The organism is Arthrobacter sp. 01T428 (assembly GCF_056398685.1).
Genome location: NZ_JBFTPW010000003.1, coordinates 241701 through 265581 on the forward strand (window position 1 = coordinate 241701; position 23881 = coordinate 265581).

Annotated in this window: 18 protein-coding genes and 1 tRNA gene; 9 read left to right on the forward strand and 10 right to left on the reverse strand. The window is 60.0% G+C overall.

Translation table 11 applies throughout. The features are described from left to right. Positions 1-21: 21 nt before the first annotated feature. The 5 genes from AC1DJB_RS06475 to AC1DJB_RS06495 all read left to right on the forward strand — a co-directional run bounded on the left by AC1DJB_RS06475 (position 22) and on the right by AC1DJB_RS06495 (position 6908). Positions 22-957 carry a LysR family transcriptional regulator gene (locus AC1DJB_RS06475; RefSeq protein WP_476910034.1) on the forward strand — a complete coding sequence of 312 codons (936 nt, stop codon included), beginning with the start codon at positions 22-24 and terminating at the stop codon, positions 955-957. Positions 958-1125: 168 nt separating this feature from the next. Beyond that, positions 1126-1416: a single-stranded DNA-binding protein gene (locus tag AC1DJB_RS06480; protein ID WP_284762638.1), complete on the forward strand. Its 291-nt coding sequence runs from the start codon at positions 1126-1128 to the stop codon at positions 1414-1416. A gap of 354 nt (positions 1417-1770) precedes the next feature. After that, a complete protein-coding gene (mobF, locus tag AC1DJB_RS06485; RefSeq protein WP_476910035.1) occupies positions 1771-5343 on the forward strand; it encodes a MobF family relaxase in 3573 nt (1190 codons plus the stop codon). A gap of 112 nt (positions 5344-5455) precedes the next feature. Continuing rightward, positions 5456-5668, forward strand: coding sequence for a helix-turn-helix domain-containing protein (locus AC1DJB_RS06490; RefSeq protein WP_476910036.1), 213 nt, complete (start codon positions 5456-5458; stop codon positions 5666-5668). 25 nt (positions 5669-5693) lie between these two features. Continuing rightward, complete coding sequence (locus AC1DJB_RS06495) at positions 5694-6908, forward strand: site-specific integrase (RefSeq protein WP_476910037.1); 1215 nt, start codon at positions 5694-5696, stop codon at positions 6906-6908. A gap of 89 nt (positions 6909-6997) precedes the next feature. Here AC1DJB_RS06495 and AC1DJB_RS06500 read toward each other — a convergent pair. The 3 genes from AC1DJB_RS06500 to AC1DJB_RS06510 form a co-directional block, all read right to left on the reverse strand. Continuing rightward, positions 6998-7080, reverse strand: a tRNA-Ser gene (locus AC1DJB_RS06500). A gap of 484 nt (positions 7081-7564) precedes the next feature. Continuing rightward, a complete protein-coding gene (locus tag AC1DJB_RS06505; RefSeq protein ID WP_476910038.1) occupies positions 7565-7735 on the reverse strand; it encodes a hypothetical protein in 171 nt (56 codons plus the stop codon). Positions 7736-9160: 1425 nt separating this feature from the next. Further along, positions 9161-10147, reverse strand: a complete 987-nt coding sequence (locus tag AC1DJB_RS06510; protein WP_476910039.1) for a protein kinase domain-containing protein — start codon at positions 10145-10147, stop codon at positions 9161-9163. Between the two features lie 307 nt (positions 10148-10454). Between AC1DJB_RS06510 and AC1DJB_RS06515 the strand changes: the two genes are divergently transcribed. The 3 genes from AC1DJB_RS06515 to AC1DJB_RS06525 all read left to right on the forward strand — a co-directional run bounded on the left by AC1DJB_RS06515 (position 10455) and on the right by AC1DJB_RS06525 (position 14170). After that, a complete protein-coding gene (locus tag AC1DJB_RS06515; RefSeq protein ID WP_476910040.1) occupies positions 10455-11156 on the forward strand; it encodes a vWA domain-containing protein in 702 nt (233 codons plus the stop codon). A 78-nt stretch (positions 11157-11234) separates the two neighbouring features. Continuing rightward, on the forward strand, positions 11235-12107 hold the full coding sequence (locus AC1DJB_RS06520; protein WP_476910065.1) for a PP2C family serine/threonine-protein phosphatase: 873 nt from the start codon (positions 11235-11237) through the stop codon (positions 12105-12107). Positions 12108-12766: 659 nt separating this feature from the next. After that, positions 12767-14170, forward strand: a complete 1404-nt coding sequence (locus AC1DJB_RS06525; RefSeq protein ID WP_476910041.1) for a type IV secretory system conjugative DNA transfer family protein — start codon at positions 12767-12769, stop codon at positions 14168-14170. A gap of 1410 nt (positions 14171-15580) precedes the next feature. Here the strand turns inward: AC1DJB_RS06525 and AC1DJB_RS06530 are convergent. Together AC1DJB_RS06530 and AC1DJB_RS06535 are read right to left on the reverse strand one after the other, a co-directional pair. Next, a complete protein-coding gene (locus AC1DJB_RS06530; protein ID WP_476910042.1) occupies positions 15581-15883 on the reverse strand; it encodes a hypothetical protein in 303 nt (100 codons plus the stop codon). A 1062-nt stretch (positions 15884-16945) separates the two neighbouring features. After that, complete coding sequence (locus AC1DJB_RS06535) at positions 16946-17623, reverse strand: DUF6308 family protein (RefSeq protein WP_476910043.1); 678 nt, start codon at positions 17621-17623, stop codon at positions 16946-16948. Between the two features lie 188 nt (positions 17624-17811). On the opposite strand from AC1DJB_RS06535, the gene AC1DJB_RS06540 reads away from it, so the two are divergent. Next, positions 17812-20814 carry a DEAD/DEAH box helicase gene (locus AC1DJB_RS06540; RefSeq protein WP_476910044.1) on the forward strand — a complete coding sequence of 1001 codons (3003 nt, stop codon included), beginning with the start codon at positions 17812-17814 and terminating at the stop codon, positions 20812-20814. Positions 20815-21167: 353 nt separating this feature from the next. Here the strand turns inward: AC1DJB_RS06540 and AC1DJB_RS06545 are convergent, their stop codons facing one another. The 5 genes from AC1DJB_RS06545 to AC1DJB_RS06565 form a co-directional block, all read right to left on the reverse strand. Next, complete coding sequence (locus tag AC1DJB_RS06545; RefSeq protein WP_476910045.1) at positions 21168-21425, reverse strand: hypothetical protein; 258 nt, start codon at positions 21423-21425, stop codon at positions 21168-21170. 219 nt (positions 21426-21644) lie between these two features. Beyond that, on the reverse strand, positions 21645-21929 hold the full coding sequence (locus AC1DJB_RS06550; RefSeq protein WP_476910046.1) for a hypothetical protein: 285 nt from the start codon (positions 21927-21929) through the stop codon (positions 21645-21647). Positions 21930-22234: 305 nt separating this feature from the next. Next, on the reverse strand, positions 22235-22654 hold the full coding sequence (locus AC1DJB_RS06555) for a hypothetical protein (protein ID WP_476910047.1): 420 nt from the start codon (positions 22652-22654) through the stop codon (positions 22235-22237). Between the two features lie 612 nt (positions 22655-23266). Further along, a complete protein-coding gene (locus AC1DJB_RS06560) occupies positions 23267-23527 on the reverse strand; it encodes a hypothetical protein (RefSeq protein ID WP_476910048.1) in 261 nt (86 codons plus the stop codon). Continuing rightward, on the reverse strand, positions 23524-23811 hold the full coding sequence (locus AC1DJB_RS06565) for a hypothetical protein (protein WP_476910049.1): 288 nt from the start codon (positions 23809-23811) through the stop codon (positions 23524-23526). Before AC1DJB_RS06565 ends, AC1DJB_RS06560 begins: the two co-directional genes overlap by 4 nt. Positions 23812-23881 lie beyond the last annotated feature (70 nt).

Below are 23881 nucleotides of genomic sequence, written 5' to 3' on the forward strand. Positions count from 1 at the left end.
CACTTTTGCTAAACTCAATGCATGGCCGACCTTGACCTGCACCGACTTCATCTGCTCCGCGAGGTGAGCCGTTCCGGCTCACTGACGTCCGCCGCGACGGCCCTGTCCTTCACAACGTCAGCCGTCTCCCAGCAGATCGCAAAGCTTGAACACGAAGTGGGCGTCGCCCTGATTGACCGCCATCCAAGGGGCGTCGTGCTCACCGATGCAGGTCAGGCGCTCCTGCGATATGCGGACGACATCGACAGGACAATCGAGGCTGCCCGGGCCGAGATGGGCGAGTTCGCGGGGCTGCGGCGAGGCCAGCTGCACATGGGGACGTTCCCCACCGTCGGCGCTTCCCTCATGCCCGACGTCGTGCTCGCCTTCCGCGCGCGCCATCCAGAGGTCGCCGTCACGGTGGTCAGCGCGCGACGGGACGGCCTGCTCGAACGGCTGCGGCGAAGAGACATCGAGCTCACGCTGCTGTGGGACTACCCATGGGAGCGCATCGAGGACGAGGACCTGAACGTCGTTCGGCTCATGAACGACCCCACCATGCTGCTCGTACCGTGCGACCACCCTGTCGCGGCGCGTCGCGCCGTGCGGATCGACACGCTGAGAGACCAGGAGTGGATCGTCCGCGACGAACACCCCGTGGCCGACGTCCTCCGACGGGTCTGCCGCGATGCCGGATTCGAACCGCGCATCGCCTTCGCGGCCAACGACTATCAAGAGACGCAGGGCATGGTCGCCGCGGGCATTGGCATCGCCCTGGCCCCGCAGCTAGCCCTGAGTGCGCTCCGCCCCGACATCATCGCCGTTCCGCTCAACGGTTCACCGACCCGGCGGATCCTCCTCGCCCACCTCGCCAACCGCAGACTCAGCCCCGCCGGGCAGCAGGCCGCGTCCGTATTCCGGGCAACGGCGAAACGCTTGCAAAGCACCGCACTCGCATCAGGCAACCCTAGTTCGTAAGTCCCGTGCCGCCACTACGCGCGGATTCTCGTTCCTTGAGCCATCAACGTAGGCACGTGTGCCCTCTGGCGGATCGGTCGGCCCATACCGAAATGACCGCTGCCTGATTCCGAGGGCAGAGGACTTCTGGCAATCCCGTGCAGGCGACTTCGGAAACTGACACACATCATGGCCGGCGAAACAACCATTACAGTGATCGAAAATCTAAATGCGGATCCAGAACTGAGATTTTCTCCCGTTTCCCGTGGGTTCGGGAACACTGAAGGCACTCCCGTCGCGAACTTCACGATTGCTTCGACGCCTCGTACCTTCGATCCGGCCTCCAATGAGTGGATAGACGGGGAGACGCTTTTCCTCCGGGCCACTGTGTGGCGGGATATGGCCGAGAACGTCGCCGCGTCCCTGCGGATCTCATCCCACAACTCATCGCGCTCAGCCAGGAAACGGTCACGTACCTAGAAAATTCGGTTACGTCGCCCTGGACGCCTTCTACGGTCGCGCCGCATCCGCGTCCATCTAAGCAGGCAACGCAAGCGGTATAACAATCCTCATCCCTCGACCCGCTGAAGGAGCACGTGCATCATTTGAACATCCGCATCGTGCACACCTCTGGCACCAAAGGTCGTCGCCGTGAGCACCGTCTCACGGCACGTCATGTCGCGACGTAATGCCACCCCGATGAAGAATCGTGAAAGGGAAGACTTGCGGTGAATGTGGTCAAGACTTCGAACAGTTTCGCACCTCGCAGCGATTCCGCTCTACGAGCTGCGGCAACGGGCAGCGAGACCGCCGACGGCGGACACGGAGACGGCCATGACCATGTCGATCGCCCGGCTCTCCGCGCAGTCGGGTCTGAGGTACCTGTTCAAGACCACGATGATGGATGATGTGTCGCCGACTCCCCCGGACGCCACAAGCTACTACCTGAAGGCCGGGACACCGCAGGGGCGCTGGCTCGGTAGCGGCCTGGGTGGCATCACCCGGGCCCGCGGCGACCCAGTCACCGAAACTGATGCCAAAGCCATCTTCGACGAAACTGTCCATCCAGACACCGGCGCTCCCCTGGGCCGCCCGCACGGCCAACCCACACTCGCCCAAAACAGCCTGGGACAAGCCGGCACGCGCCGCGCTGTCGCCGGATTCGATCTGACGTTCAGCGTCCCCAAATCAGTCTCCGTGCTCTGGGCGCTGAGCCCACGGACCCTCCAAGACCAGATCCTTCAAACCCATCACGACGCCGTCACCGCCACACTGGAATGGTTGGAAGAGTCCGTCATCCATACAAGATCCGGACGCAATGGCGTTGCCCGCATCGGCACCACGGGAGCCATCGCCGCCGCCTTTGATCATTGGGAGTCGCGCGCCGGGGACCCGCAGCTGCACACGCATCTGGTCATCGCCAACCGCGTCCAGCGGATCACGGACGGCGCCTGGGTCACCCTCGACTCCAGGACGCTCTACAAGGCAGCGGTTGCCGCCAGTGAGCACTACAACGGACTCCTCTTCGACTCCCTCCACCGCCACCTCGGGACCGACACCGACGTCCGGGAGCCCGCAGCCAGCACCCACAACCCCAGCCCGCAGCTCACCGGAGTCCACGACGCCCTGATCCGCGAATTCTCCCACCGGTCCCGCCTCATCGAGCTGGAGACCGACCGCCTCGTGGCCGAATGGACCACAGACCACGGCACTTCCCCAACAGCGAGAACCACCATCAAACTCCGCCAGCAGGCAACCCTCTCCACCCGCACCCCCAAAGCCAACACCATTGCGCCGCTCCGCGAGCTCTCCGCACAGTGGAGGGCACGGGCCGTCGCCCAAGGTTTCGACCCAGAATTCGTGCTGGCCGACACGGTTCGGCGATCTCGGACCGCTCCTTTCCGCTCGTGCGACTTCACCGCCGAGTGGGTGGACGCCGTCGCGTCACTGACGCGGGAGCGAGTCGCCACCAAGCGCGCCACCTGGAACCGCTGGAACCTCCTCGCCGAGGCCGAACGGGTCTGCGCCGCGATCCGCTGCCACACACCGGAGGACCGCAACGCCCTGATCGACGCCGTCGCCACCGCCGCCGAAGCCCAATCGCTGCCCCTGAACGACTACCGGTACTGCATCCCCGCGGACTCGCGGCCCGATCTGCGCATCGGCAAGCAGAGCGTCTTCGACTTCCACGGCTCCCGCCTCTACACCGACGCCAACACCCTCGCCTACGAGGAGACCGCCATGGAAGCAAGGAACGACGACGGCGGCCCCGCCGTCCGGCCAATGGTCGCCATGGATGAACTCACCGGATACAACCACCACGGTCGGTTCGGACTACATGAGGACCAGCGGGCCGCCGCTGCAGAGATCCTGCTAAGCGGAAACCGGCTCGACGCCGTCGTCGGACCGGCAGGCACCGGCAAGACCACCACCCTCGGCGCGGTCAAGGCCGCCTGGGAAGCAGAATTCGGACCCGGAAGCGTAGTCGGATTGGCGCCCGCGGCGGCGAGTGCCGAGGTTCTCGGGCGGGAACTGTCCATGGTCGCGGAGAATGTCGCCAAGTGGCTGTACGAGTCCGCCGGTGAGGGGGCCAGTCGCCGGGCTGAGCGGTTCTTCGATGCGGAGCGGCGGCTCACCAATCCTGTGGCTAAGTCAAGCCCGCAGACCGCTCTGCTCGCACAGAAAGCCGCTTGGCTCTCCGCCGAGCAGGACAGGTGGCGGTTCCATTCGAACCAGCTGGTGGTCGTCGACGAGGCCTCGATGGTGTCGACCCTTCAGCTCGCCGCGCTTGTGGAACAGGCCCGGGACGCCGGGGCCAAGGTCCTGTTGGTGGGCGATCCCGGGCAGCTGGATGCGATCGACGCCGGCGGCGTCCTGGGCTGGCTGGACCGCCAGGGCAAGACCGCCCGGTTGAGCACCATCTGGCGCTTCGAGAACGCCTGGGAACGGGATGCCTCGTTAAAGCTCCGTACCGGGGACGTCGCAGCCATCAGCGACTACGAGCAGCATCAACGGATCCGGCATGGAACCTACCTGGACATGGTCGATCAGGCATATCTGCAGTGGCAGTCCGACATCCGCGTGGGAAGGTCGTCCATCCTTATTGCCGCCGACAACGACACCGTCAGCATGCTCAACGAACGAGCCCAGGCGGACCGCGTGATCCAGGGTCTTGTAGACGCCGAACAGACAGCACTCCTGGCGGACACGCTGTCCGCCGGGCGCGGTGACACGGTCATCGCTCGCCGCAACGACCGCACAGTTGCCGACAGCAACGGTGACTTCATCCGCAACGGCACTCTGCTCGACGTCGTGCGTGTCGGCAGGCGCGACGGCTCCCTGGTGGCGGTCCGGAGGGACACCGGCGCCATCGTCACCCTGCACCGTGAGTATGTCGAGTCGGCCGTGGAACTGGGATACGCGACCACTGCCCATCGCTCCCAGGGGATTACGGTGGACGCAGGCCACACGGTCGTCACCCAAGGACGTCTCACACGCGAGCTTCTCTACGTCAGCATGACGCGCGGACGCGGCGGCAATTACGCGTACGTCAGCGAAAACGACCCCACCGACCACGAACCGCTGGACCCCTCCTTGCAACCGCAATGGCAGGAGATCCTCGCCGAAGTGCTCGCGGCAGAAGGCGCCGAACGAACCGCTCACGAAGTCCGCGACGCCGAACAGTCCAGCGCCGACACGCTCGACAGGCTCAGCGCCGAATACGACTACCTCGCCCAGATCGCAGCCGCCGAAGACCTGACAATGTTCATCAAGGCGCGCACTCCGGAGATTGATGAGGTGTTGCAACAATCCCCCTCGTGGGGGACGGCCGTCGCAGCCTGGCGCCGAGCGACCGCGGCCAGCCCGCCCGGGGCTCAGCGGACTGTCACCGCCGCTTTGGAAACAAGCGGCGACGCAAAGGACGTCGCAGCCGTTCTGCACGCCCGGCTCGTCAACTTCTCATCCCGCATGCCAGCCGGCGACCGTGCCGTCATCCCCGAACCACTTCATACCAACCGGCCCGACCTCGCTGACATGATCAACCAAGTAACCCATAAGATCAGGCAGCGGGCCAAGCAAGTCGCGTTGGCCGCTTTGACGCAGGACACTGAATGGAAACGAAAACTCGTCCAAACGCTCCCGCCGAACGTGACCACGACAGATACCGCCCGCCTGGTCGCCAGGGTTGCCATCTACAGGGACCGCTGGGGTATCGACGACTCACCCCTCCCTCTGGGACCTGCACCGGCAGACCATGATTGGGAACAGTCATCGCAGTACGAACACCTCAAGCGCGTTGCCGACCGGGCTTCGTCCCAAGCCAACCGGCAACAACAACCCGGCCAATGGCTGGAAGATTCGATCCCCCGACAGATCAGCCCCATTACTGTCGGTAGGCAGCTCTGACATCAAAATCACTCTTCTCCTCCGCACGGTCATGCCGTCTGCACCTTTGTCTCCCATGAAGTTGGAACAGAGCCTGGCCCCATGTCAGGTGACCAAGACCACGGAGACTCCAATGACGACGACGCCAAATCGCAACCAGCCCGTCGAGGTTGACCAACAGTGGCTAACCCCGAAGGAGATCTGCGCACAGCTACAGATCCCCGAACAGACCTTCTACCAGTGGCGAGCCAAGCACATCGGGCCACACGCATACCGCATCGGCAGGCACCTGCGAATCAGCCAAAGCGACTTCGCTGCCTGGCTGTCGCTGCACGCAGAGCCGTAAGCGGCCCAAAACCTGCACGCGATAAATGAGCAGGTACCCACTACCCCTCGGAACATGGGGTCTCATCCGCACTGACCGGGCAACAGCAAGAAGCTGGCGTGCACGGGCCAGATACCGGGACCTCGACGGGCAAACGCGAAAAATCGAAGCCCGCGGACCATCCGCCGCAGCGGCACGGCGAAATCTCCAAATCAAACTGCAAAAAAGGCAGACCCAAGGCAACGCCCTCATCAGCGCAACAGACCAGATCCGCGACCTCTCAGAGGTCTACCTGGCAGAGCTGCAACGCTCGGACAAGGCATCGCGGACCAAAGACAAGTACGCGTTCAGCGTCAAGAAGTACATTCTGCCTGGAATCGGCTCTGTCCGCATTGGAGAGACAACGCCAGGCGTCGTGGATCACTTCATTCGAAATGTTGTCGACGCGGCCGGCCCGGCTACGGCCCGCACTTGCGGGGCCGTGTTGTCGTCGATGTTCAAAATTGCGCTGCGCCACGACGCTGTGAGCATCAATCCGGTCCTAGGAATCTCTATCCCGAGAAGTCGGGCGGCAAAGCCTCAAGCTCTGGATCCGGAACAGTTTCTGGATCTGAGGAGCAAGCTCATCGCTTGGGAACAGGGATCGGTGCTTGGCCGCACGAGGTCCCAGGAACTCCACCAAATCGTCGACGTCCTCATCACCACAGGCCTACGCCCAGGCGAACTCTTCGCACTGTCCTGGGCTGATGTCGACCTCGACGCAGACCCGCCGACCGTCCATGTCCATGCCACAGTTATCCGTACTTCCACCGGGGGTGTCACCATTCAAGACCACCCAAAATCCGAGCACGGATTCCGCTACGTGACCGTACCGCCAAATCTCGCCGAGTCGCTTCGAAGGCGACAGCTCAGGCAACGCAGCAACGCCACTGGGAATCCCTTGGACTTGGTCTTTCCCTCATCCACAGGAACGGTGTGCGATCCGAACAATGTCGGCAAGACCTGGCGCAAAGCGGCAGACGAAATCGGATACTCGTCGGTGACGTTCAAAACGTTCCGCAAGGCCAACGCGACTCTCATCGCACGGACTATGGGCGCCGAAACGGCCGCCTACCAGGCAGGGCACTCCAAGGTATCAATGACCCGAAAGCACTACGTCGAGGAATACAAAGAAGCGATCGACACACGGGCCGTGCTCGGCGCTTTCGACGCAGCCAACGGGGGACCAGGAGCGCCTGGCAAGACCGGTCTCCAAATCTGATTCAGGTGAGTTAAAGGTGAGTCCGGCGCCAAAAAGTTCAAACGGCTCTGACCAGAATCAACATACCTGCAGGTCAGAGCCAAACTAAGAGCCCCCTGTCGGATTCGAACCGACGACCCCCGCTTATCGCGGTCGGGTATCCCGGGTGCTCCCGGTGGTGCCCTGAACTGGCCTCTGACCAGCGATTTCGCAACTTTTGATGTTGGAATTGTACCCGGACTCTCCCGACGGTTCCCGTCGAAAGCGTGTCGTAAGCGTGTCGTTGTCATATGACCGGTCGCGGCGCTGCCCGCATCCCGCCGACGGCTCGGATGGTCCGACAATAAATTGGCGAGATGGGGGCAGGTGGACGAGCGTGCCTCGCAATTTCTTAACCTTGGTGGGCCCGGCGATTCCGGCCGGGCTCATCAGCTCCGCGGCCGGATACACGCTGACGCGCACATCCATGCCCCTGGTCAGTCGGGTGCGGATCCGGAGGGATCGGTAAGTGCCGCGGCTGGCGGCGTAGACTTCCCTCACCGACCCGATCAGCCATTGCCTGCGCATCCGGGTCAGCGACTGCAGCCCCTTCCGGTACTCGTAGTAAACGGGACTGCATACGCCCAACAGCTGGTAACAGCTCTTCGCAAGAGTCCCGACTCCGGCCAGCTCGCCGCTCATCGGGTGGACCCTTTTGAGCACGGCCGCTCCTCACCGAGCAGCTTCGCCGCCGGGTTGAGGATGCCCGCCTCCGTCTTCAACTGCCGGGTCCGCTTCTCCGCCTCGGCCAGTTCGGCGCTCTCGGGAGGCGTCAATCCGCGGCGTCCGCCCCCGGTCGATATGGTCACGACGGACCAAGTTGTAGAGGCCGCCTCCCGATGCCCAGCTTGGCAGCCACACGGCTAACGGGCTTGCCGGCCGGAACCAGGGCCACTGCCCGTTCACGGAATGCCGGCAGGGTCTGGGATGTCTGGAAGCCTCTCAGCGAGAAATGAAACTCAACCATTCCGGGCAGTAATCCTCGAGGCCGCGACCGATGCACCGCCTTCGATTAAGACATTAATGACCCGCGAAGAGCCAGACGTGGAGGGAACACCCCGTTAGCGCGCGAGCTTCGGGCATCCGCTTCCTGCCGCTGCTTAGGCGAACTACAGTAGTGTCCGATCGAGTCTTAGCGTCAGCATGTGTTCAGGGAAGAGACGAAATGCCGACATGTCGGATTAATCCTCTACACGTCTATCCGCCGAACAATCCCTCCTGCCCCTTCTGCGCTCGTGACTCTTCCTCTCGGACACGGCAGAAAAAGAGTAGTGGTGCGCCAGGTTCGCCACCCAGACCAACTTCACCGCGCGCGCCGGCGGCGACGTCTGTGCAGCATGGTCCCGCAGTCGGCAGATCTAAGCGACCGCCGAGCTGGAGGGCTGGGATGAGCGTTCTCCTTGCTATAGGCGCCGTCGCGACGGCGTCACTATTGCTCCTCAATTCCAACGCTTCTGAAAACGCGTCGGGTATCTCACCATCGCAAACGGCGGCGCCGCCGCCTACCGCTTTGCCCGCCGAAAACGCTGCCAAGTCGAATGGCCAACCTGTTGAACAGCCACTCAACAATGCCGACCGAGCCTACTGTCAAAATCGTGGAATACTGCGGCGGCTCGCCGCGTCCGAGTCCTACCGCGGAGCACTCTGTTCGATGAACGGCAGTCTAGTCGTGGTAACAATGTCTCGAACGGTCGGAGGGAACCTCGTTCTGCCAGCCACTCTCGTCCAAGGAAATTACAGTGCCAGAGGCTTGGACGGCACGGAATATATCTACTCTGCAACTACAGTTTCCGTCGTCACGGCCGCGAAAACGTTTGAGGAAAAGACTACAGAATGGGACGCCCCCGGCTCTAACTCTCTTGCGAATCCCGGCGACTTAGGTCTTAGTACCCCGATTACGTTCCCCTCTTGTGACGACGGCTCTGTTGCAATAATTCTAGGAACAGCCTGGCATCCAGCAACGAACGCCACAGAAGTCGAAGCTCTACTCAATGCAAATCCGGGATCCAGCTACTTAAGGACCGATCTGTCTTGCCGGAGCTTCTGGGGGCCATCAAGTGCAAACAGTGACGGCGAATACGTCTATGCTGTCTACTCCAAGGCCGCCAGCCCAGAGGCCGCGTGCAAGCAAACGGCCGGAACAAAGAACTATGTGCGCTTGCTTAGCAACCAGCTCGAGCCTGGCAGAAACATCGTCACTTGTTAGCTGGCGCTTGACCATCCTCCCGCTTTTACTACAGGGTTCGAATCATCTTCGATAGTGCATTCCGCCACTCCAAGGCGGTGGGCCGAATGCTCGGGTCCTTCACGCCAAGTCGGAAAGCGCGTTCGAATAGGGCAAGGACATAATCGGGGAGGAAATGCATCGGAAGAGCGGTGCGCATCGGCTTGACCGGAGATTTAGCACCCCCCGAGTAGTAGCCCGCCCTAATTCGTTCGACAGGGCTGGGACGTTCGCCTCGACCGGACCACTCGCCGGCTTGGAAAGGATGCGCACCATCAAGCAAAAGCATATAGATGTGGATGGCAAGCGCAAATAGATCAGATTCCTCCTTTCGCGCGGTCTTTCGTAGGTCAACACCTTGGAGTTCCGGTGCAGTAAATTCGGGCCGGCCGACCTCACACAGGAAGATCCGACTGCCCTCCCTGTACTGCATTGAGTCACAATCAACCAACGTAACCTGTGTTCGATTATCAACGAGGACGTTGCGTTCATTGAAGTCTCCAATCAGCGCGCCTCCACGGTGGGCTGTCTCTACGGCAGCTGAGAGATTCAAGGCGATGTTGGAGAGATGGCGAAAGTTCAGATTCTTGGCCCATTGAGGCCCTTTCGGCATAGGAGCGGCGCGGTCTGAGGGATTCGCAATCTGGTGAAGTTCGAGCACATTGGACAAGTCGAGTTTCGGCATGACGAAACCGATCACGTCGGTAGAGTCTGTCAACTTTTCATGGGGCCAAGCAAGGACGACATGGTCCGTACTGTCTTTCCACCCCGCCGGTTTGTGGCTGACCATCGCCGCGACTTTTTCGCGTTTTCGCGCGAGCCCATCCTGCTTTCGTTGCAGATCATCGCGGCTAGTGACACCCGGAAATGTGGTGTGGAAGATCTTCGCGACCCACTCTGGGTGACCTTCTACATCAGTGATGCGCCCTTCCCCTGCGCTGGCGAGAACTCGCCCTAGCTCCACCGTTCCACCGGAACCCAGCCGCAAGCGTGACATCAGGTAAATCTCCCCACGTTCAGGAGCTCAGCCGATCCTGCATCAGCACACTGCGGAAGCTTCGGCCAAACCCATTTCTGAAGATACCGCTCACACGGCAAATCCGCCGCCTATGAATTTCCTACTGATCACCCGCGAGTCCCATGACGCAAGTGCAGAAGCCTGTCGCCGGAGTGCTATTCAACTTCATGAATCGTCCGTTACTCTGATCCGGAGCGCACAGAGCAGTGCACTCCCTGATCGCTCCGGGGGGAACACAGGGCCCAGGGTGAGATGGATCGCGAAGATTGAGCGAGAGGCGTTACAAATGGGAATTGGTGACCTCGAAATCCCCGTCAACAGCCAGAACCGGGACCCTAGGGTTGCATGCGTGCTCTTGGTCGACGTGTCCGGCTCAATGTCAGGTGAGCCGATCGCTGAACTGGAGCGTGGGTTCAAGACTTTCGTGGAAGATGTTCAAAACGATCCACTCGCTCGTAAACGCGCCGAAGTCGCGGTCGTAACTTTTGGATCGGAGGCTTCGCTACTTGTCCCGTTCCAGGAAGCACGCGATCTTTCACCTGTCGGCTTCAAGATCAGTGGGTCGACGAACATGGCCGATGGTATTCAGCTCGCGCTCGACGAGCTCGAGGCCCGGAAGTCCGAGTACAAGGCTGAGCATCTTGAATATTTCCGCCCCTGGCTATTTCTTCTCACAGATGGGTCCCCTGATTCGGGCGGCTTCGACGCCGCGCTAGCGCGGCTCAATGCAGCAGAATCAGGGAAGAAAGTTACCGTATTTGCCGTAGGTGTCGGCGATCACGTGAACTGGGAAACTCTCAACAAGATCAGTAAGGAACGGCCTGCACTCAAGCTCAACGGTCTTGCGTTCCCCGAAATGTTCAAGTGGCTCTCTCAGTCGCTCTCCTCTGTATCGAACTCATCCAACTTTGGCACTGACGACGCAAGCCACGAAAATCCGACCGAACAGATTGCGCTCGCCCCTGTGGGCTGGGGCACCGTCTACTAGGCGGCGAACGTGCGATTTCCCGTGTTGAGACGGAAATCTTCAACGGTCAGCTCACCTAATTTGGCGGCTTCGTGGGAGATGGCGGCGGCTTCCGTCGCCGGAGCCTCCCATGTCGGGGCGGGACGAGGTGCGGACGATGCCTTTGCCTTTGCGATCTTCGAGGGAGGGTCCCTGGTTGCTGCCGTCGCTGATGGCGCCGGCAGTCGAAGTGGAACATCTGCCTTTGGATCTTTCGCTGCTTGCCAGGCCGTAATGAATAAGGCGCCGATGCTGGTTGACATGGTGGGCTCTGGAGACCCCCCGCAGACTTACATGAGGGGCATTTTCCAAGCTGCACTGGAGGAGATTCAGGTGCGGGCATCCGAGCTGGGCTTGGCACCCGGGCAGCTCGCCACGACGCTGGCCGTCGCAGTTATCACTCCTCGTGCGACGACTGTGGCACAAGTAGGCGACGGCATCGTTGCATGTGAGCTTAACGGTCGGCCGCAAGTGCTCGTTCCGGAAGTGAAGGGGGAGTACGCGAACGAGACTGTCTTCCTGACAAGTGCGGGTGCGCTCGATTCGCACCTGCAGGTCGAACATTTAGCGCTGCCAGTGCAACGCTTCGCGCTGAGCACAGACGGTTTGAGGTACAAGATCCTCAAACTTCAGGAGGGGGGTCTGCCGTTCGAACCGTTTTTCGAAGCCATTTGGAAGAAAGTCGAGGCGGGAGACCTTCAGTCCCAAGAGCTTTCAGAATGGCTCGATGAGCTCGACGACCAGACAGGCGATGACAAGACACTAATCGTTGGTGCTCTCGCTGGTAGTTCAGCCCAGGGTCGCACGATACTTCGGAAGGAGATCAGCGCACAACCGCCTCAACCCACTGGCTTTCTTCCTAGTCCAGGACAGAGCCTTCCCAGCGATTTAACGCCGGTCGGATCCGGTCCTCCCGACAGGGATGATGCGTAAAGTGACCTGGCCAACACGCTTCCTCGCTGTGCCAGTCTCAGCCTTGACGCTCAGCAGGGAGCAGCTCTGCCCGACTCCGAAAGCCACACCTCAGGAATTGGCCCGATACGTCGCGGCGGTTCCCGCTGTACATCAACGCCTCGCCGCCGGCTTCACCGAGTCGGACTTCCAGCAAATGCGACAATCCCCGCTCACATCTAGCGAACGGGTTTTGGCGGACACGTATATGCATTTGTACTCCCCGTCCGGACGCGGTTCACGAATCGAGGCCGAGTTCATTCACGGCCAGGGGCTGGTCGTCACGCGTGGACGCCACAGAACCGCTGCGGCTCAAGAACTTGGACTTCAGTTCCTCCCCGTCCACGTCCGGGCCGAAGACCAGCAGACCCTAGATCGAATTAGCACCCAGCTGGAGACCGAGATCCGGCGGATAGCACCGGGAGTCGTCGAACAGCAACACGTCCTCGAAGCTGCGCATCGCAGCCGGAGGGACAACCCAGCCTCCTCCTTCAGCGGTGAACATATGCGCAGCTCGATGAATGAGCGTACACACGAGCGAGGACGTTAGAAACATGGGTGCCGGTTGGCGCATTCTGTCGGGGCTGGCGGTTGGTACCGCGAAGGCGAGCGCTGCTCTGAGCCGGTCAGTCTCTGGTCAGGTGGAATCAGCATTTGCCAACCGGGGGATTATTGCGGCTCGCAGCGGAATTCTCTCACCTGGAGATCCCACTCCTCCCCCAGAGTCGGGCGACTTCTACGACTACAGAGGCCTCGCCACACCGAAGCAACTCCGAGACATTCGCGGACCCTTCCCCCTAGGCCACTCGATCGACCCGCGTCGCGGGCCGCTTGCGCCAATTGGTCTGAGTTCCGCGATTCTCGAACGACATGCCGCCGTCATTGGTCCAACTGGCGCCGGCAAGACCAGCTCTCTGATGGTGCCTTGGATCGCATCTGCCCTACGGGAAGGGCACTCGGTCATTGCACTCGACGTCACCGGAAACTTGTTCGACAAGATTATCGAGTATGCCCAGGCGACGGGTCCCTTGAACGCTCGAGTCGGTCAGTGGGACTTCACGCGCCCAAGCAGCTCTTCGTCTTGGAATTGGATTAACGATCTCTCTAACGGCGATGCCGTTGTCGCTGCCGTCGAAGCACTCATAGGTCGCGATAGCCCGAACGATCCACAGCCCTACTTCATGCAAAGGGACAAGCGGGTCTTGCGAGGCCTCATCGAAGGAGTTCTCGCTACGCGTCAGCCAGCTCTGGGAACCCTGGTTGCCAGCGCCAATGACCAATCACTTGTTCGTCGGCTCAGCGCGATCCACCCCGATGTCGGCCGACGCCTCGCTGAGGTTTCAGCCCTCCCGCCTGTGGACTTTGGGCGCGCCATGAGTGGGGTGGTAAACGCTCTCGATGTCTTCGAGCACGCAGGGGTCAGGGCCGTATCCAGCAGAACCGAGATCACACTAAGTTCGCTAACCGATGTTCCTTCGCTTCTCGTTGTAGGAGCACCACTCCATGGGTCGCGTACGTCTGCCAGTCTGTCTTCTCTGATGATCTCGGTTCTAACCCGCGAGCTCTACACACGATTCGGGCAGGCACAGACTCGCAAGGTCTTCTACTTCATTGACGAAGCTGCGCGTTTGACCGATCGCGTCAATTTTGAAGAGCTCCTCTCCGTCTCTCGCGCGGCCGGTATTTCAACGATTCTTGCCGCCCAAAACGTTGCCCAATTTGCGGACAAGAACGAGCGAGTAACAATTCTCGACAACTGCGCAACTTACATCACTCTGCCATCGCCATCAGATGAATCCGCCTCCTATTTTGCTTCCCGCCTAGGGACTAGAGAGGTGTCAACGCTGACCGCGAACCGCACTGTGGGTGGGCTGCTGTCCCCAGGGGGAACACAGTATTCCCGGTCCCTTGCAAGCGTTCCTGTCCTCGGTAAACGCGAGATCATGCATCTACCTTGGGGCGAGCGTTCAGCTCTAGTGCATTGCCGCCCGCTTACCGGGATGCCCTTCGCAGTAGATCTGACTCGCCCAGACCTCACGACATGAACTACGGACTACGCTTTACGTCGGTGAGGCTAGTGAAGACCTGCGCAAGCAGATAAGCCGCACCAACTGCCACGGGCAGAATATCCCATTGCCACAGTGCACCGCCAACTGAAATTACTTGCCAGAAAAACCCTGCGAGACCTGTTATAACCGCCAACTGAACCAACCAAAGAAATCTAGCTCGAAGACCAAACACCAGATTTATAAGGAGTACGGCCATACAGAAGAATGCAAGAGCCCAAGCTAGGTGAATGTAGAGAGTGATCGGAGAATCACCCGCCGTGCGTCCATTATTCTCACTACTCGCGAACACTGCTGTCTTCAAATTCGGCATAACCAGGGTGCCAAATGAAGCTACGATGGGCGTCAGTAACCAAACCGGAATAGAGAACCCGATCATCGAAAAAAAGGTCTTGAATGCTTCGCCTGGATCTCGCCGGCTTGAACGGACCCCTCGAGTTCGAGAGGCCGGCCGTCCCTGGCTCCCAGACGGCGTTGTGGCTACCGGGGCTCTGGCTGAGGAGGGCTTGCCTGCACCCGAGCCCGGCCGATGTGCTGCGACTGGAGGAAGCGCGGTCTGCTTAGGCGGAGCAGACGCCTTCCTGGCGACCTCGCACCATGGGCACTTCTTGTTGTGAGCCGGGTAGACGTGAGCCGGGTTCGCGGCGCATATTGGCATTCAAAGGCCCCCGTTTCTCTGCACTTAGGCAGTAGAACTCCCATTTTGCTGAATTGCCGAATTCACCTGCAGTACGGCAAGGCCAATTTTACCCACTCTCGCTGACGAATCAGCCTTCGAACCGAAATAAAAAGGCCTCATGTTGTCATGCTGAACCGAACGACAAACGGCACATGCCTCATTCCAGGCCGAAGAAAGAAGTCCGCGTATCCGACGCCCCAATGGGTTTCGACAATCGCTGTGTCTGGGCGAGCGCCTCGGAACGCCTCGGCCATCTTCCTGGCCTTGTTCGCCGGAACGGTCAGCAACAAAGACATCAGGTCGCTAAAATCGTCAGCCCGGGGAACAGGTCCCAGACATCGGCGCTCCTCGGGCGGGTCACCGATGAGAAGGCGACCGGTGAACTCTACCGCGATAGCTGCCATCGGGACGATGCGCTGTACGGGGGCATTCGATTTGCTCGGACGCTAAGACATAGGAGAACTCTACGATTCCCTTTGGATCAGCCCTTGGACCCGCCGATTGGCTGCTCGGTCAGGCCCCTCTTGCCCCGAGCGTGACACTCAAAACGATCCTTTTATGCTTGCGGCGACAAGGGCAGCCGGCGAACCCTCCAAACATGACTCACAGCAGTAAAAGGCCTCGTTTGGCGGCGCCAACTGGCGTCTGAATCATAGGTCGCAACCGGAAAGGTTGTCGACGGTGTCCCTAGACATAAGCTCCCAAGTAGCTCATCGCGGGACTACAACAAACAGGCACACAGCTGTCGCGATGATCCCAAAAATCCCGAGAGGTTCGCTGGCGAAGATGAAGGCAAAGACGAGTGAGGCGATTCCTGCAATAAGTCCGACGACAAAAATCCACCCGCCGCCCTTGTCGAGCACCCATGAAAGACCCCCCATTATTGCGAATCCGGCGATCACGATGACGACCAATACTCCCAAAAGCGCCAGCAAGGGGCCAACGATGCTCCACAGCGAAGCAGCCCGGGAAGCGGGGTCGTCCTCAGCCAGAATGACTGAAAGACTGGACATAGCCGAGAGGCTACGCTCGAACCAACACTCCCGCAAGAAAAATTCGCATCTACACTTACGAAATGCCCGATGAGATAGTTCGTTGGAAAAGCTCCTGGAAGGCTCCAGCCATTCTCGCGGTGGAGCCGGATGGGCCCAGCAACGCCACGAAGTAGCTGCAGACGCAAGCTGACGAAACTTGTGACTGGCGAAAGAAGCGTGGGGTTGTGGTCGAATTCGAAGATGGGCGTCGTGAATTCCAGCAGCGTTAAGGGCAGTGCGCAGTTGCCTCCTCCTCGCGCCCGAGGCCTGCATGTAAGTCTCGCGCCGAGAGCAAGACTGCGCCCCCGCCGCATGTTTCGCCGTGGACTCCGCGATCCGGCGTGAGAGTACGTCCACGACGAACCCAGGCACCGAGACGATCCGCTCGCTTCCCGGGTTCTTCACGAGGTATTGCCGGTACTCGGGCCATGTCGCGGCTCCACCAACGTGCCCGTGTTGGCGCTCTTTCCGACATCACTGGCACGTGTCGATGTCTTCGAGACGGATCGCAGGCACCTCTCCCGTGCTGGCTCCGGTATCGAGCAGCACTGCCAGATGTCAGCCAGAATGCTGGTCGGCCGTAGACCGGAGCGCCCCGGCTCCACAGCCCCCAGCTCCGCCCCGCGTCGCGGACTTCCGCGAGCGTCGTGTCACTGAGCCCTAGGGGCTTCTTGGGCGATCTAATTCGACTACGGGGTTGCCCGAATGTATAGGTCGTACCGGACGGCGTAGGACAATATCTGTTTGAGCAGCGTTTTCGTCAGACGAGCGTTCGTGCGCCCGTTTCCATCCTCGACAAGAGAACGGAGGAAACGGTCACATGTCAAAGTCGTAATTCCCTTGTTCTTGAGCCCACCGCGGTTCGTCTCCATGAGGTTGCGGATAATGCTCTTGTTCCGGTTCCATGTCTGGCGCAGGATTTCCTCAGTACAGTAGTCTGGTATGCAACGCGACGACGCATACCACCAGCCGAGCACCTCCAGGGGCGTGCAGCAATCGCGTGTACCTAGCCAATCGGCTTAGAGGCTGCGTTGTTGGAAGCTAACTTCGTCCCTTCTTGGGCGCCCGAACAACCTTCTCGTGGATTAGGCGCCAGGTGACCATATCCATCGCCCGCAGTGGAGTGATAGCGGGGCCGGGTGCCATCGCTGCGATGGTTTCCCAGTGATCCATTCCGCCAACCAAATCAGCCTGGACCTCCCGCAGCCAGGCTGACACCCAAGTTCTCCCTGGGCGTCTGCCCGGGGGCGGCGGAGCAACCCGGGGAGTCTCGCCCCGGTAGCTATAGGCACGCAGCACATACAGGTCGAACAACGGAAGAAGGCCTGGTCGCTTGCGATGCAGCACCTTCGTCAGCTTCGTCAACTGCACCTGCGGTTGCGGATCATCCATGTGACTGGCGTAAAGGTTCGTGATAGCCGCCAGAGTCTCTGGGGAAGCCTCGTCAAGCGTGCCCACGATGTCCCTATGGGTCAGCCTGTTGTTCATAACCTCCAATAGGTTCAGCAACCCGTAATAAGTCTGAAGCGGTTGTTGCCCGGCATTCAGGAGTCCGACCGCCGGAAGGTCCTGATGGCCCACCTCACGAGAATCAGGCGTGCCCGGGTAGCCGTCGTAGGCAGGGTAAGACCAGCCGGGTTCGGTCAAGTAGCATCGAGCAAGTTGGTACGCGTGGTCGACCGAGGTCTGCAAGCCCCCGACCGTGAGCAGATCAGTCATGAGCTGAGCATAGGCGTCCCGTTTCCCGAAACACCCGGTGACGCGCCAGGGCGGTGCTGAGCGTCGAACCGATCTGCCGATGGTGATCGCCCGCCGGCATTATGGGCCGACCCGCCCGAATTTCCGGGTATTTGGTTCCGTGAGCCCTAGGTTGGATACATGCAAAAACTGTCAGTGTTGGGTCGCCCGTGACCAGCGCGAAAGCCCTCTCTTCCAGTCTTTGGCTGCATCAAAAGGCAGCTCTCGAAGTGATCGACGAATATCTCAACCAAGAGCATGCGGGCGGCCAATCTGCATTGATCACTATGCCGACTGGGACTGGGAAGACGGCGGTTGTCGCTGCGGCGATCGAGAATGCATCTGCTGGCACAAGTCGTTCCGGCAAGCACTTCCTCGTGATTGCCCCGTGGCGAGGAATCGTGGGGCAGCTGAAACGAGATCTTGAGTACCGGGTTTGGGAACGGCTCGATACACCTCGTTCTGACAACTTCCCGGTCATCTCGGAGTTGCCTACAACAAAGCAAATCAGCGAATTGGCAGACGTGGAGGAACCAACCGTCTTCGTAGCCACAACCGCGAAGCTATTGAAGATCTACGAAGAATGCGACCGGGACGCAGTCCGAATGGCGGAGTTGTTCGCAGAGATTAGGGCAGTCTTCGTTGATGAGGGCCACTACGAGCCAGCGCCGCGATGGTCAACGGCCATAAGATCTCTCGGGTGTCCAACGATTCTCCTGACAGCCACCCCTTACCGGAACGATCAGAAATTCTTCAACGTCGATCCCTCGCACCGGTTCCGTTATTCGCATCAAAAGGCGGCCAGCGAGGGCTTCCTAAGATCTCCCCACTTTCGAACCTTGCCCGCATCCAGCTTGGACATTTTCGTAAGCGAGCTAGTCGAGTTCGTTAAGGAGAAGACAGCAACTCATCCGGACACGAGGGTGATCATCCGTTGCGGCAACGCCGAGAGCATCCTCGACATCGTTGCTGCCCTGCGGAAGGCGGGACGCCAAGCCATAGGCATTCATGAAAAATTTGAAACGGACGAGAGCGTTGGGCTCCTGCGATCCGTTCCCAACCCGGACAAATCGGATGCCGACTATTGGGTTCACCAATTCAAACTCGTTGAGGGCGTAGACGACCCTCGATTCCGCATCCTCGCCTTCTACGATCGCCTTGGTACGGACCGGGGTACGATCCAACAGATCGGTCGAGTACTCAGGAATCCTACAAAAGACCCTGAGGACAGCGCTGCCTGGGTAGTCGCACGAGACGGATTTGACGTCGAGGCGGTGTGGCGAAACTACGAGACCTTCGACGAGAAGGCCGGCGAGGCAGCCGCCACCACTCCAAGTCTCGCAAAGGACCTGATCTCCGCTCAGCCGTCCAGTGTCTACTATGGTGGCAAGTTTCGCTCACTGCTTGATCTTGAAGCGGACGACGCGTGGAAGCACTTTTCTTACCCGTTAGCGACCAGGGTTTTTCGCTCTGCGTCCTTGATGAACCTTGATGAGATCGCCGAACGAGTTTCGGAGGAATGGCAGGCCGAAGATCGAGAGGTCCTGAGTTGGCAATACCCTGACGACCGCACCATAGTCCTGCCGTTTATTGACGTAAACAACTCCAAGTTCCTCCGCACTGGGCTTTTCATAGAGGCGAGGTTCGGCTTCACAGTCCTTCGCGTCAAGGACGCGCATGTCTTCGTGTTCGATACCGAGGGCCGCACACCATCGTTAATGACGGATGCCTTCAGCCGCGAGACACCCATGCGGCTGTCGCGGCTGCTGGCCGGTGATTCCCTCCTAACGACTGTCTCTATGGACAACACCGACCTGAGCAAGCGGTCGATTCGGGCCAAGACCATCCGGGCGGCCGCCATCGGTGACCTGGCACCAGATCTTACCGATTATGCCTACATCTGCTCCGTGGCCGAGGGCTATCCTCAGGTGAAAAGTGACGACGAAAAGTTCCGCCGCTACCTGGGCCTCAGTCGATCGCGTGTTCGTGACAGCCGTAGCGCGGAGCGGACCTTTGCTCAGTACGCTGCATGGATTGACGAACTTTCGTTGACACTCGAGGACGACGCTCACCAACCTACTTCTACGTTCCATCGCTATGCCCGTTCATCAGACGACCCGTCGGACAAGTCGCCCACCCACATCCTGCTTGACGTCGACATGGAGCGCTTCGAACGCCAACTGGAGGGTGGCTCATCCGAGCAGCTGCGCCTCGACGACTACGCGAACGACGTGATCAACGGGCAGACAACCCTTGAGGTCAACGGCGAGACGTTCACCGCTCACGTCGCCTGGCAAGATGACCGCGGGCGCTACCAGTTCAGCTGTCCGAAGCTCGCCCAGATGGAATTCAGAGATCGTTCTGCCCCACATCGGGAGCTGACCGGGGTCATTAATGCAGAACAACTGCTTCGCGTTGTCCCAGCCGAGCAAGGCTTCATGTATGCAAACGGAAGCTTCGTACAACCAATGCGGCCCGACCAAGACACCAAGCAATTCTGGCTGCTGGACGTTCTCACTGCTGTTGACCCGCTAGCTTCCGCAACGAGTGAAAAGGGACGTCCTCGACGCGACGGCAATTGGGACGGCGACTCGGTTTTCGGCCTAATTGATCAACTCGCGAAGAGAGCTCCAATCGGAACGAGCCCAGAAATGACAAAGCATTTTCCTAACCTTGACATGCTGCTATGCACGGATTTGGGCGCCGAGATAGCGGACTTCATCGCCGTCCAGCCGGATCGGATCGCATTCCTCCATGCGAAGGCCGGCAAAGGATCCAAGCTCTCGGCATCTGCCTTGCATGAGATCGTTTCTCAGGCAGTGAAAAATCTCCTCTGGCTACAACCGATCAATTCCGACGTCCCTCAGGTTGGCTACTGGGGGCAGGATTGGACGTTGACGAAAAAGGGGAGCCAACATGTGGCCAAGAGACTTCGGGCTGGACGCTTCGGCAATGGCCAGGAGATGTGGACGCACGCACGTTCAGTCATTAGAAACCCCAATGCGGACCGGGAGGTCTGGCTCGTACTCGGAGCAGCGATGAGCGAGTCAGCACTGCGCGCCGCCGTCGAAAATCCAACACCCCAACTCATACAGATCTACGCCCTACTACAGACTGCCTGGAGTGCAGTCTCCCAAGTAGGCGGCCGCCTACGGGTCTTCTGCTCGCCTTAACGAAACGGGGCTGTTCCAGCACATCGGTCTCCACTGCCCTCTCGAAGTGATAGATGTTCTGACACCTAACTGGCTGGGGCGGAGCTAGCCGGATCAAGGATTGAGGCGCCAGCGTCGAGGCACACCTGATGGGACGGGCGTTCAATGTGTCTTCCGATGTTACCCGTGTGAGATGGTCCACAGTTGGGGCTGCTGAAGGTTTGATTGAAAGCTGTCAACTAAACCGTCCAGAGACTACTCCGGGACTTAAGGGGTAGGGTTTTCGCTAGTGGCGACCCGGAACATAGACCAACGGTGACCTTGCGGTAGCTGTCTAAGGAGCGGCGCGCGTGCCACCGTCGTCACATTCAATGTCAAAGCGGGCTGAGCTTCAGCCAAGTTTCCGGCTCAGTGTCTTCAATCCCTTCGATGACAAAATCCTGGTCCGGCCCGAGGACGGCGCGGATTCCATCGACCAGCATTTTCCAATGCCAGGACGAGACAGTTCGTCCCGGGCCAACCTCCACCACTAGGACAGGCCCCGTTCCCGTCACTTCGTACTGCCATACCTTGTTCCACGCCAACCAACCGGCGACTTCCATAATGGCCTTTCCTTGATCCTCAGAAACCATGGATTCGCGCTCCCTTTCTACCCGACTGCCGTGCCGATAGATTCGAGCCACGGTCCCCTCTCGCGGCCGGCGATGGACAATGCACTCACCTGCGGCCAGGCGAGCCGTCAGTGCGTCCAGAACTGACACAGTCACGTCCCGATCATCCGCCTCGTCTTCCGGTTCCCCGTTGCGAGGTATTTGGCCGCGAAGGTCCGAAGGACGATTCTTCGCCGTTGGTCAAAGGGCTTCGCGTTCTTTCATGGCCGCAAACTGGGCCAATTCGTAGGGTTCGAAGCCGCTCGCCCTGGCGGAGAGGATGCTCGTCTGGTTGCGCACGACGATTGTGTTCCCGTCGAGACCGTCGTCGTCCAAGAGAATTGCAACGCAGGCGAGCCATGTGACGTCCTCGATGTCGTCCTCGGCGGTGAAGTTGGTATCGTCCAGCTCCGAGTGGGCTTCCAGGGAGAGGAGTCGCTGCTGAGCGTCCCGGATGTGTCCGGGGAGATGAGTGGTTTGGGTCATGATGCTGTCTTTCTCTTAGTTGTTTTGCCTGATTTGGAGCGTCTCGCGGTGCCTGAATTCCGGGGCAATCCAGTCCGCTGCCAGGCCGCGAGACCGCGATTCCGTGCTTCACGCCTGCGACGGGGGTCTTCGTTGGCCTAGGTGTAATTCCCACGGACGTTGTGAGGAGTTTCTTCAGGCACCGACTCCCGGCCTTTCAGCGAGAACGGCGACGTTCGAGTCGGGGCACTTTCAAGACGCCGGTCCCAGCAAAGCCGCCTGCCACAAGTCTGTGTGCCCTGAACCGGCCGAGGGTTGTAGTGCTGTTACGGAAGGAGGCTTGCTGTGTGGATTACAAGACCTTCTGAAGTCAGGTGGAGGTAAAGCTTCACGTGAGTGGCTGCTTCTGCCCTTTGGGTGTCGGGAACGACGCTGACCAGGAAGGGTGCCCAGACTGGCTGGTCCGGCGTCCGGAAGTGTTTGGCCTGCAAGGCCCGCCTCGCCGTGGTGGACATGAAGAGTACGTCCCAGAGACGCACGTCTTCATAGTCGTCTTCGGGAGAAATACCCAGACCGAGGAACTGGTCCCTGGTGATGGGCTGGGTCCAGCGGACCGCCGCAGCCCAAGCGTCGTGGGTGATCTGGGTGGTGACTGCATTGTTCAGCTTCGCTGCTACTGCGCTTACATCGACTTTCGTTTGTGTCTGGCCATTGTGGAGTGCGACGTTGCTTGTGACGGTCGGCATTCGGGTCTGCTTTCATGAAGAGGGCTTCGCTCGGCCGCTATTGTCTGGCTTCTGCGTTGCTAGTTATGTGTGCGGCGGTTCGGAGAATCCTCCCCGCCTCAACTAGTGGTCGGGAGCGGATGGAACCGCAGGTGGAAAGGACAACCTGTCGCTATTGCCAGCGATGCTCGCTGGGTCTGGCTGCTGCGTTGGTAGCTGTGGGCATGGGGAGTGAAGGACCAGTTCCAACAAGGAGCGGTGTTCGTCAGCGAAAGGAACCCCGGATGGGTAGCGCCGAGTTGGGGTGTGGCCCCGAAACTCCTGGCAGTAGTTCGGTCAGGAAGTTGCCATTGTCGCCCTTGCCAATTGGGGCCGACAGGATATTCGACTGCGTTTGAGTCTCCGGAAACTGGGCCGACATCACTGCTTTGGACGCTGCCAGGGCCGGCCCAGCAGTCCGGAGACTCATGGTTCGGGGCGGCGGGATCGGCGGTCAGAGCCGATCCCGCCTTCGAGAGTGCCCGCTCTTGCCGTAGTTCCGCGCCTTCTAGCGGATTCTCGTTCGGACGATTTAGGGGCTTTTCGGATGGATTCGAAGGATGCGCTAGCTTTTTCGAGCCATTGTCCGACTGTTCAGGGCCTCGGGAGGATGCGGTAGCCGTGATCGATGAGCGCAGCCCCGGCCAACTGAACGGCCGCTTTCCGAGCTTCCCGGGTCTCCCCCGGCCATGTAAGGTCCCATCGCTCGGTCCCCGTGTTCGACCGGGAGTTGAACTCCGCCGTCGCGGCGTGCTGGCCGACGATTTCAATCACGTGTTTCGCGACGCCCTTGTCCGCCAGGAGCTTCGAGAGGTGGAGTGCGACACCCATGTCCTTGTCTTTCGCGGTGTTCATCGGGTCTTCCGTTCGCCGGTCGGGATGTTGTTCGGTTGCGTCTTTGGCTCAGCAGCGATGCTGGCGAGTTCGGACACGTCTCCGGGCTCCCACCCCATTGCCCTGTACTTGAGGATTGTTGTCTGTTCGCGGGCGACGATGGTGTTGCCGTCAGTGAGGAGCGCATCGAGGAGTGCGGCGATCCGGGCGAGCCAGGTGACCTCATCGATGTCGGCGGCTTCGAGGTGGGCCAGTTTTCCACGGGCTTCCAGGATCTCGTCCGGTGAGTACGTTTTTGCTGTCATGATCAATCTTTCTATGTGTTGTGAATTTGCTGGTTCGGCACGAACCATCCGCAGCGGGTTTTTAGGCCCA

Coding starts and splice junctions, on each gene's coding strand:
- AC1DJB_RS06475 (WP_476910034.1), top strand. CDS start 22: ATGGCCGACCTTGACCTGCACCGACTTCATCTGCTCCGCGAGGTGAGC.
- AC1DJB_RS06480 (WP_284762638.1), top strand. CDS start 1,126: ATGGCCGGCGAAACAACCATTACAGTGATCGAAAATCTAAATGCGGAT.
- mobF (WP_476910035.1), top strand. CDS start 1,771: ATGACCATGTCGATCGCCCGGCTCTCCGCGCAGTCGGGTCTGAGGTAC.
- AC1DJB_RS06490 (WP_476910036.1), top strand. CDS start 5,456: ATGACGACGACGCCAAATCGCAACCAGCCCGTCGAGGTTGACCAACAG.
- AC1DJB_RS06495 (WP_476910037.1), top strand. CDS start 5,694: ATGAGCAGGTACCCACTACCCCTCGGAACATGGGGTCTCATCCGCACT.
- AC1DJB_RS06510 (WP_476910039.1), bottom strand. CDS start 10,147: ATGTCACGCTTGCGGCTGGGTTCCGGTGGAACGGTGGAGCTAGGGCGA.
- AC1DJB_RS06515 (WP_476910040.1), top strand. CDS start 10,455: ATGGGAATTGGTGACCTCGAAATCCCCGTCAACAGCCAGAACCGGGAC.
- AC1DJB_RS06520 (WP_476910065.1), top strand. CDS start 11,235: ATGGCGGCGGCTTCCGTCGCCGGAGCCTCCCATGTCGGGGCGGGACGA.
- AC1DJB_RS06530 (WP_476910042.1), bottom strand. CDS start 15,883: ATGTCCAGTCTTTCAGTCATTCTGGCTGAGGACGACCCCGCTTCCCGG.
- AC1DJB_RS06535 (WP_476910043.1), bottom strand. CDS start 17,623: ATGACTGATCTGCTCACGGTCGGGGGCTTGCAGACCTCGGTCGACCAC.
- AC1DJB_RS06545 (WP_476910045.1), bottom strand. CDS start 21,425: ATGGTTTCTGAGGATCAAGGAAAGGCCATTATGGAAGTCGCCGGTTGG.
- AC1DJB_RS06550 (WP_476910046.1), bottom strand. CDS start 21,929: ATGACCCAAACCACTCATCTCCCCGGACACATCCGGGACGCTCAGCAG.
- AC1DJB_RS06555 (WP_476910047.1), bottom strand. CDS start 22,654: ATGCCGACCGTCACAAGCAACGTCGCACTCCACAATGGCCAGACACAA.
- AC1DJB_RS06560 (WP_476910048.1), bottom strand. CDS start 23,527: ATGAACACCGCGAAAGACAAGGACATGGGTGTCGCACTCCACCTCTCG.
- AC1DJB_RS06565 (WP_476910049.1), bottom strand. CDS start 23,811: ATGACAGCAAAAACGTACTCACCGGACGAGATCCTGGAAGCCCGTGGA.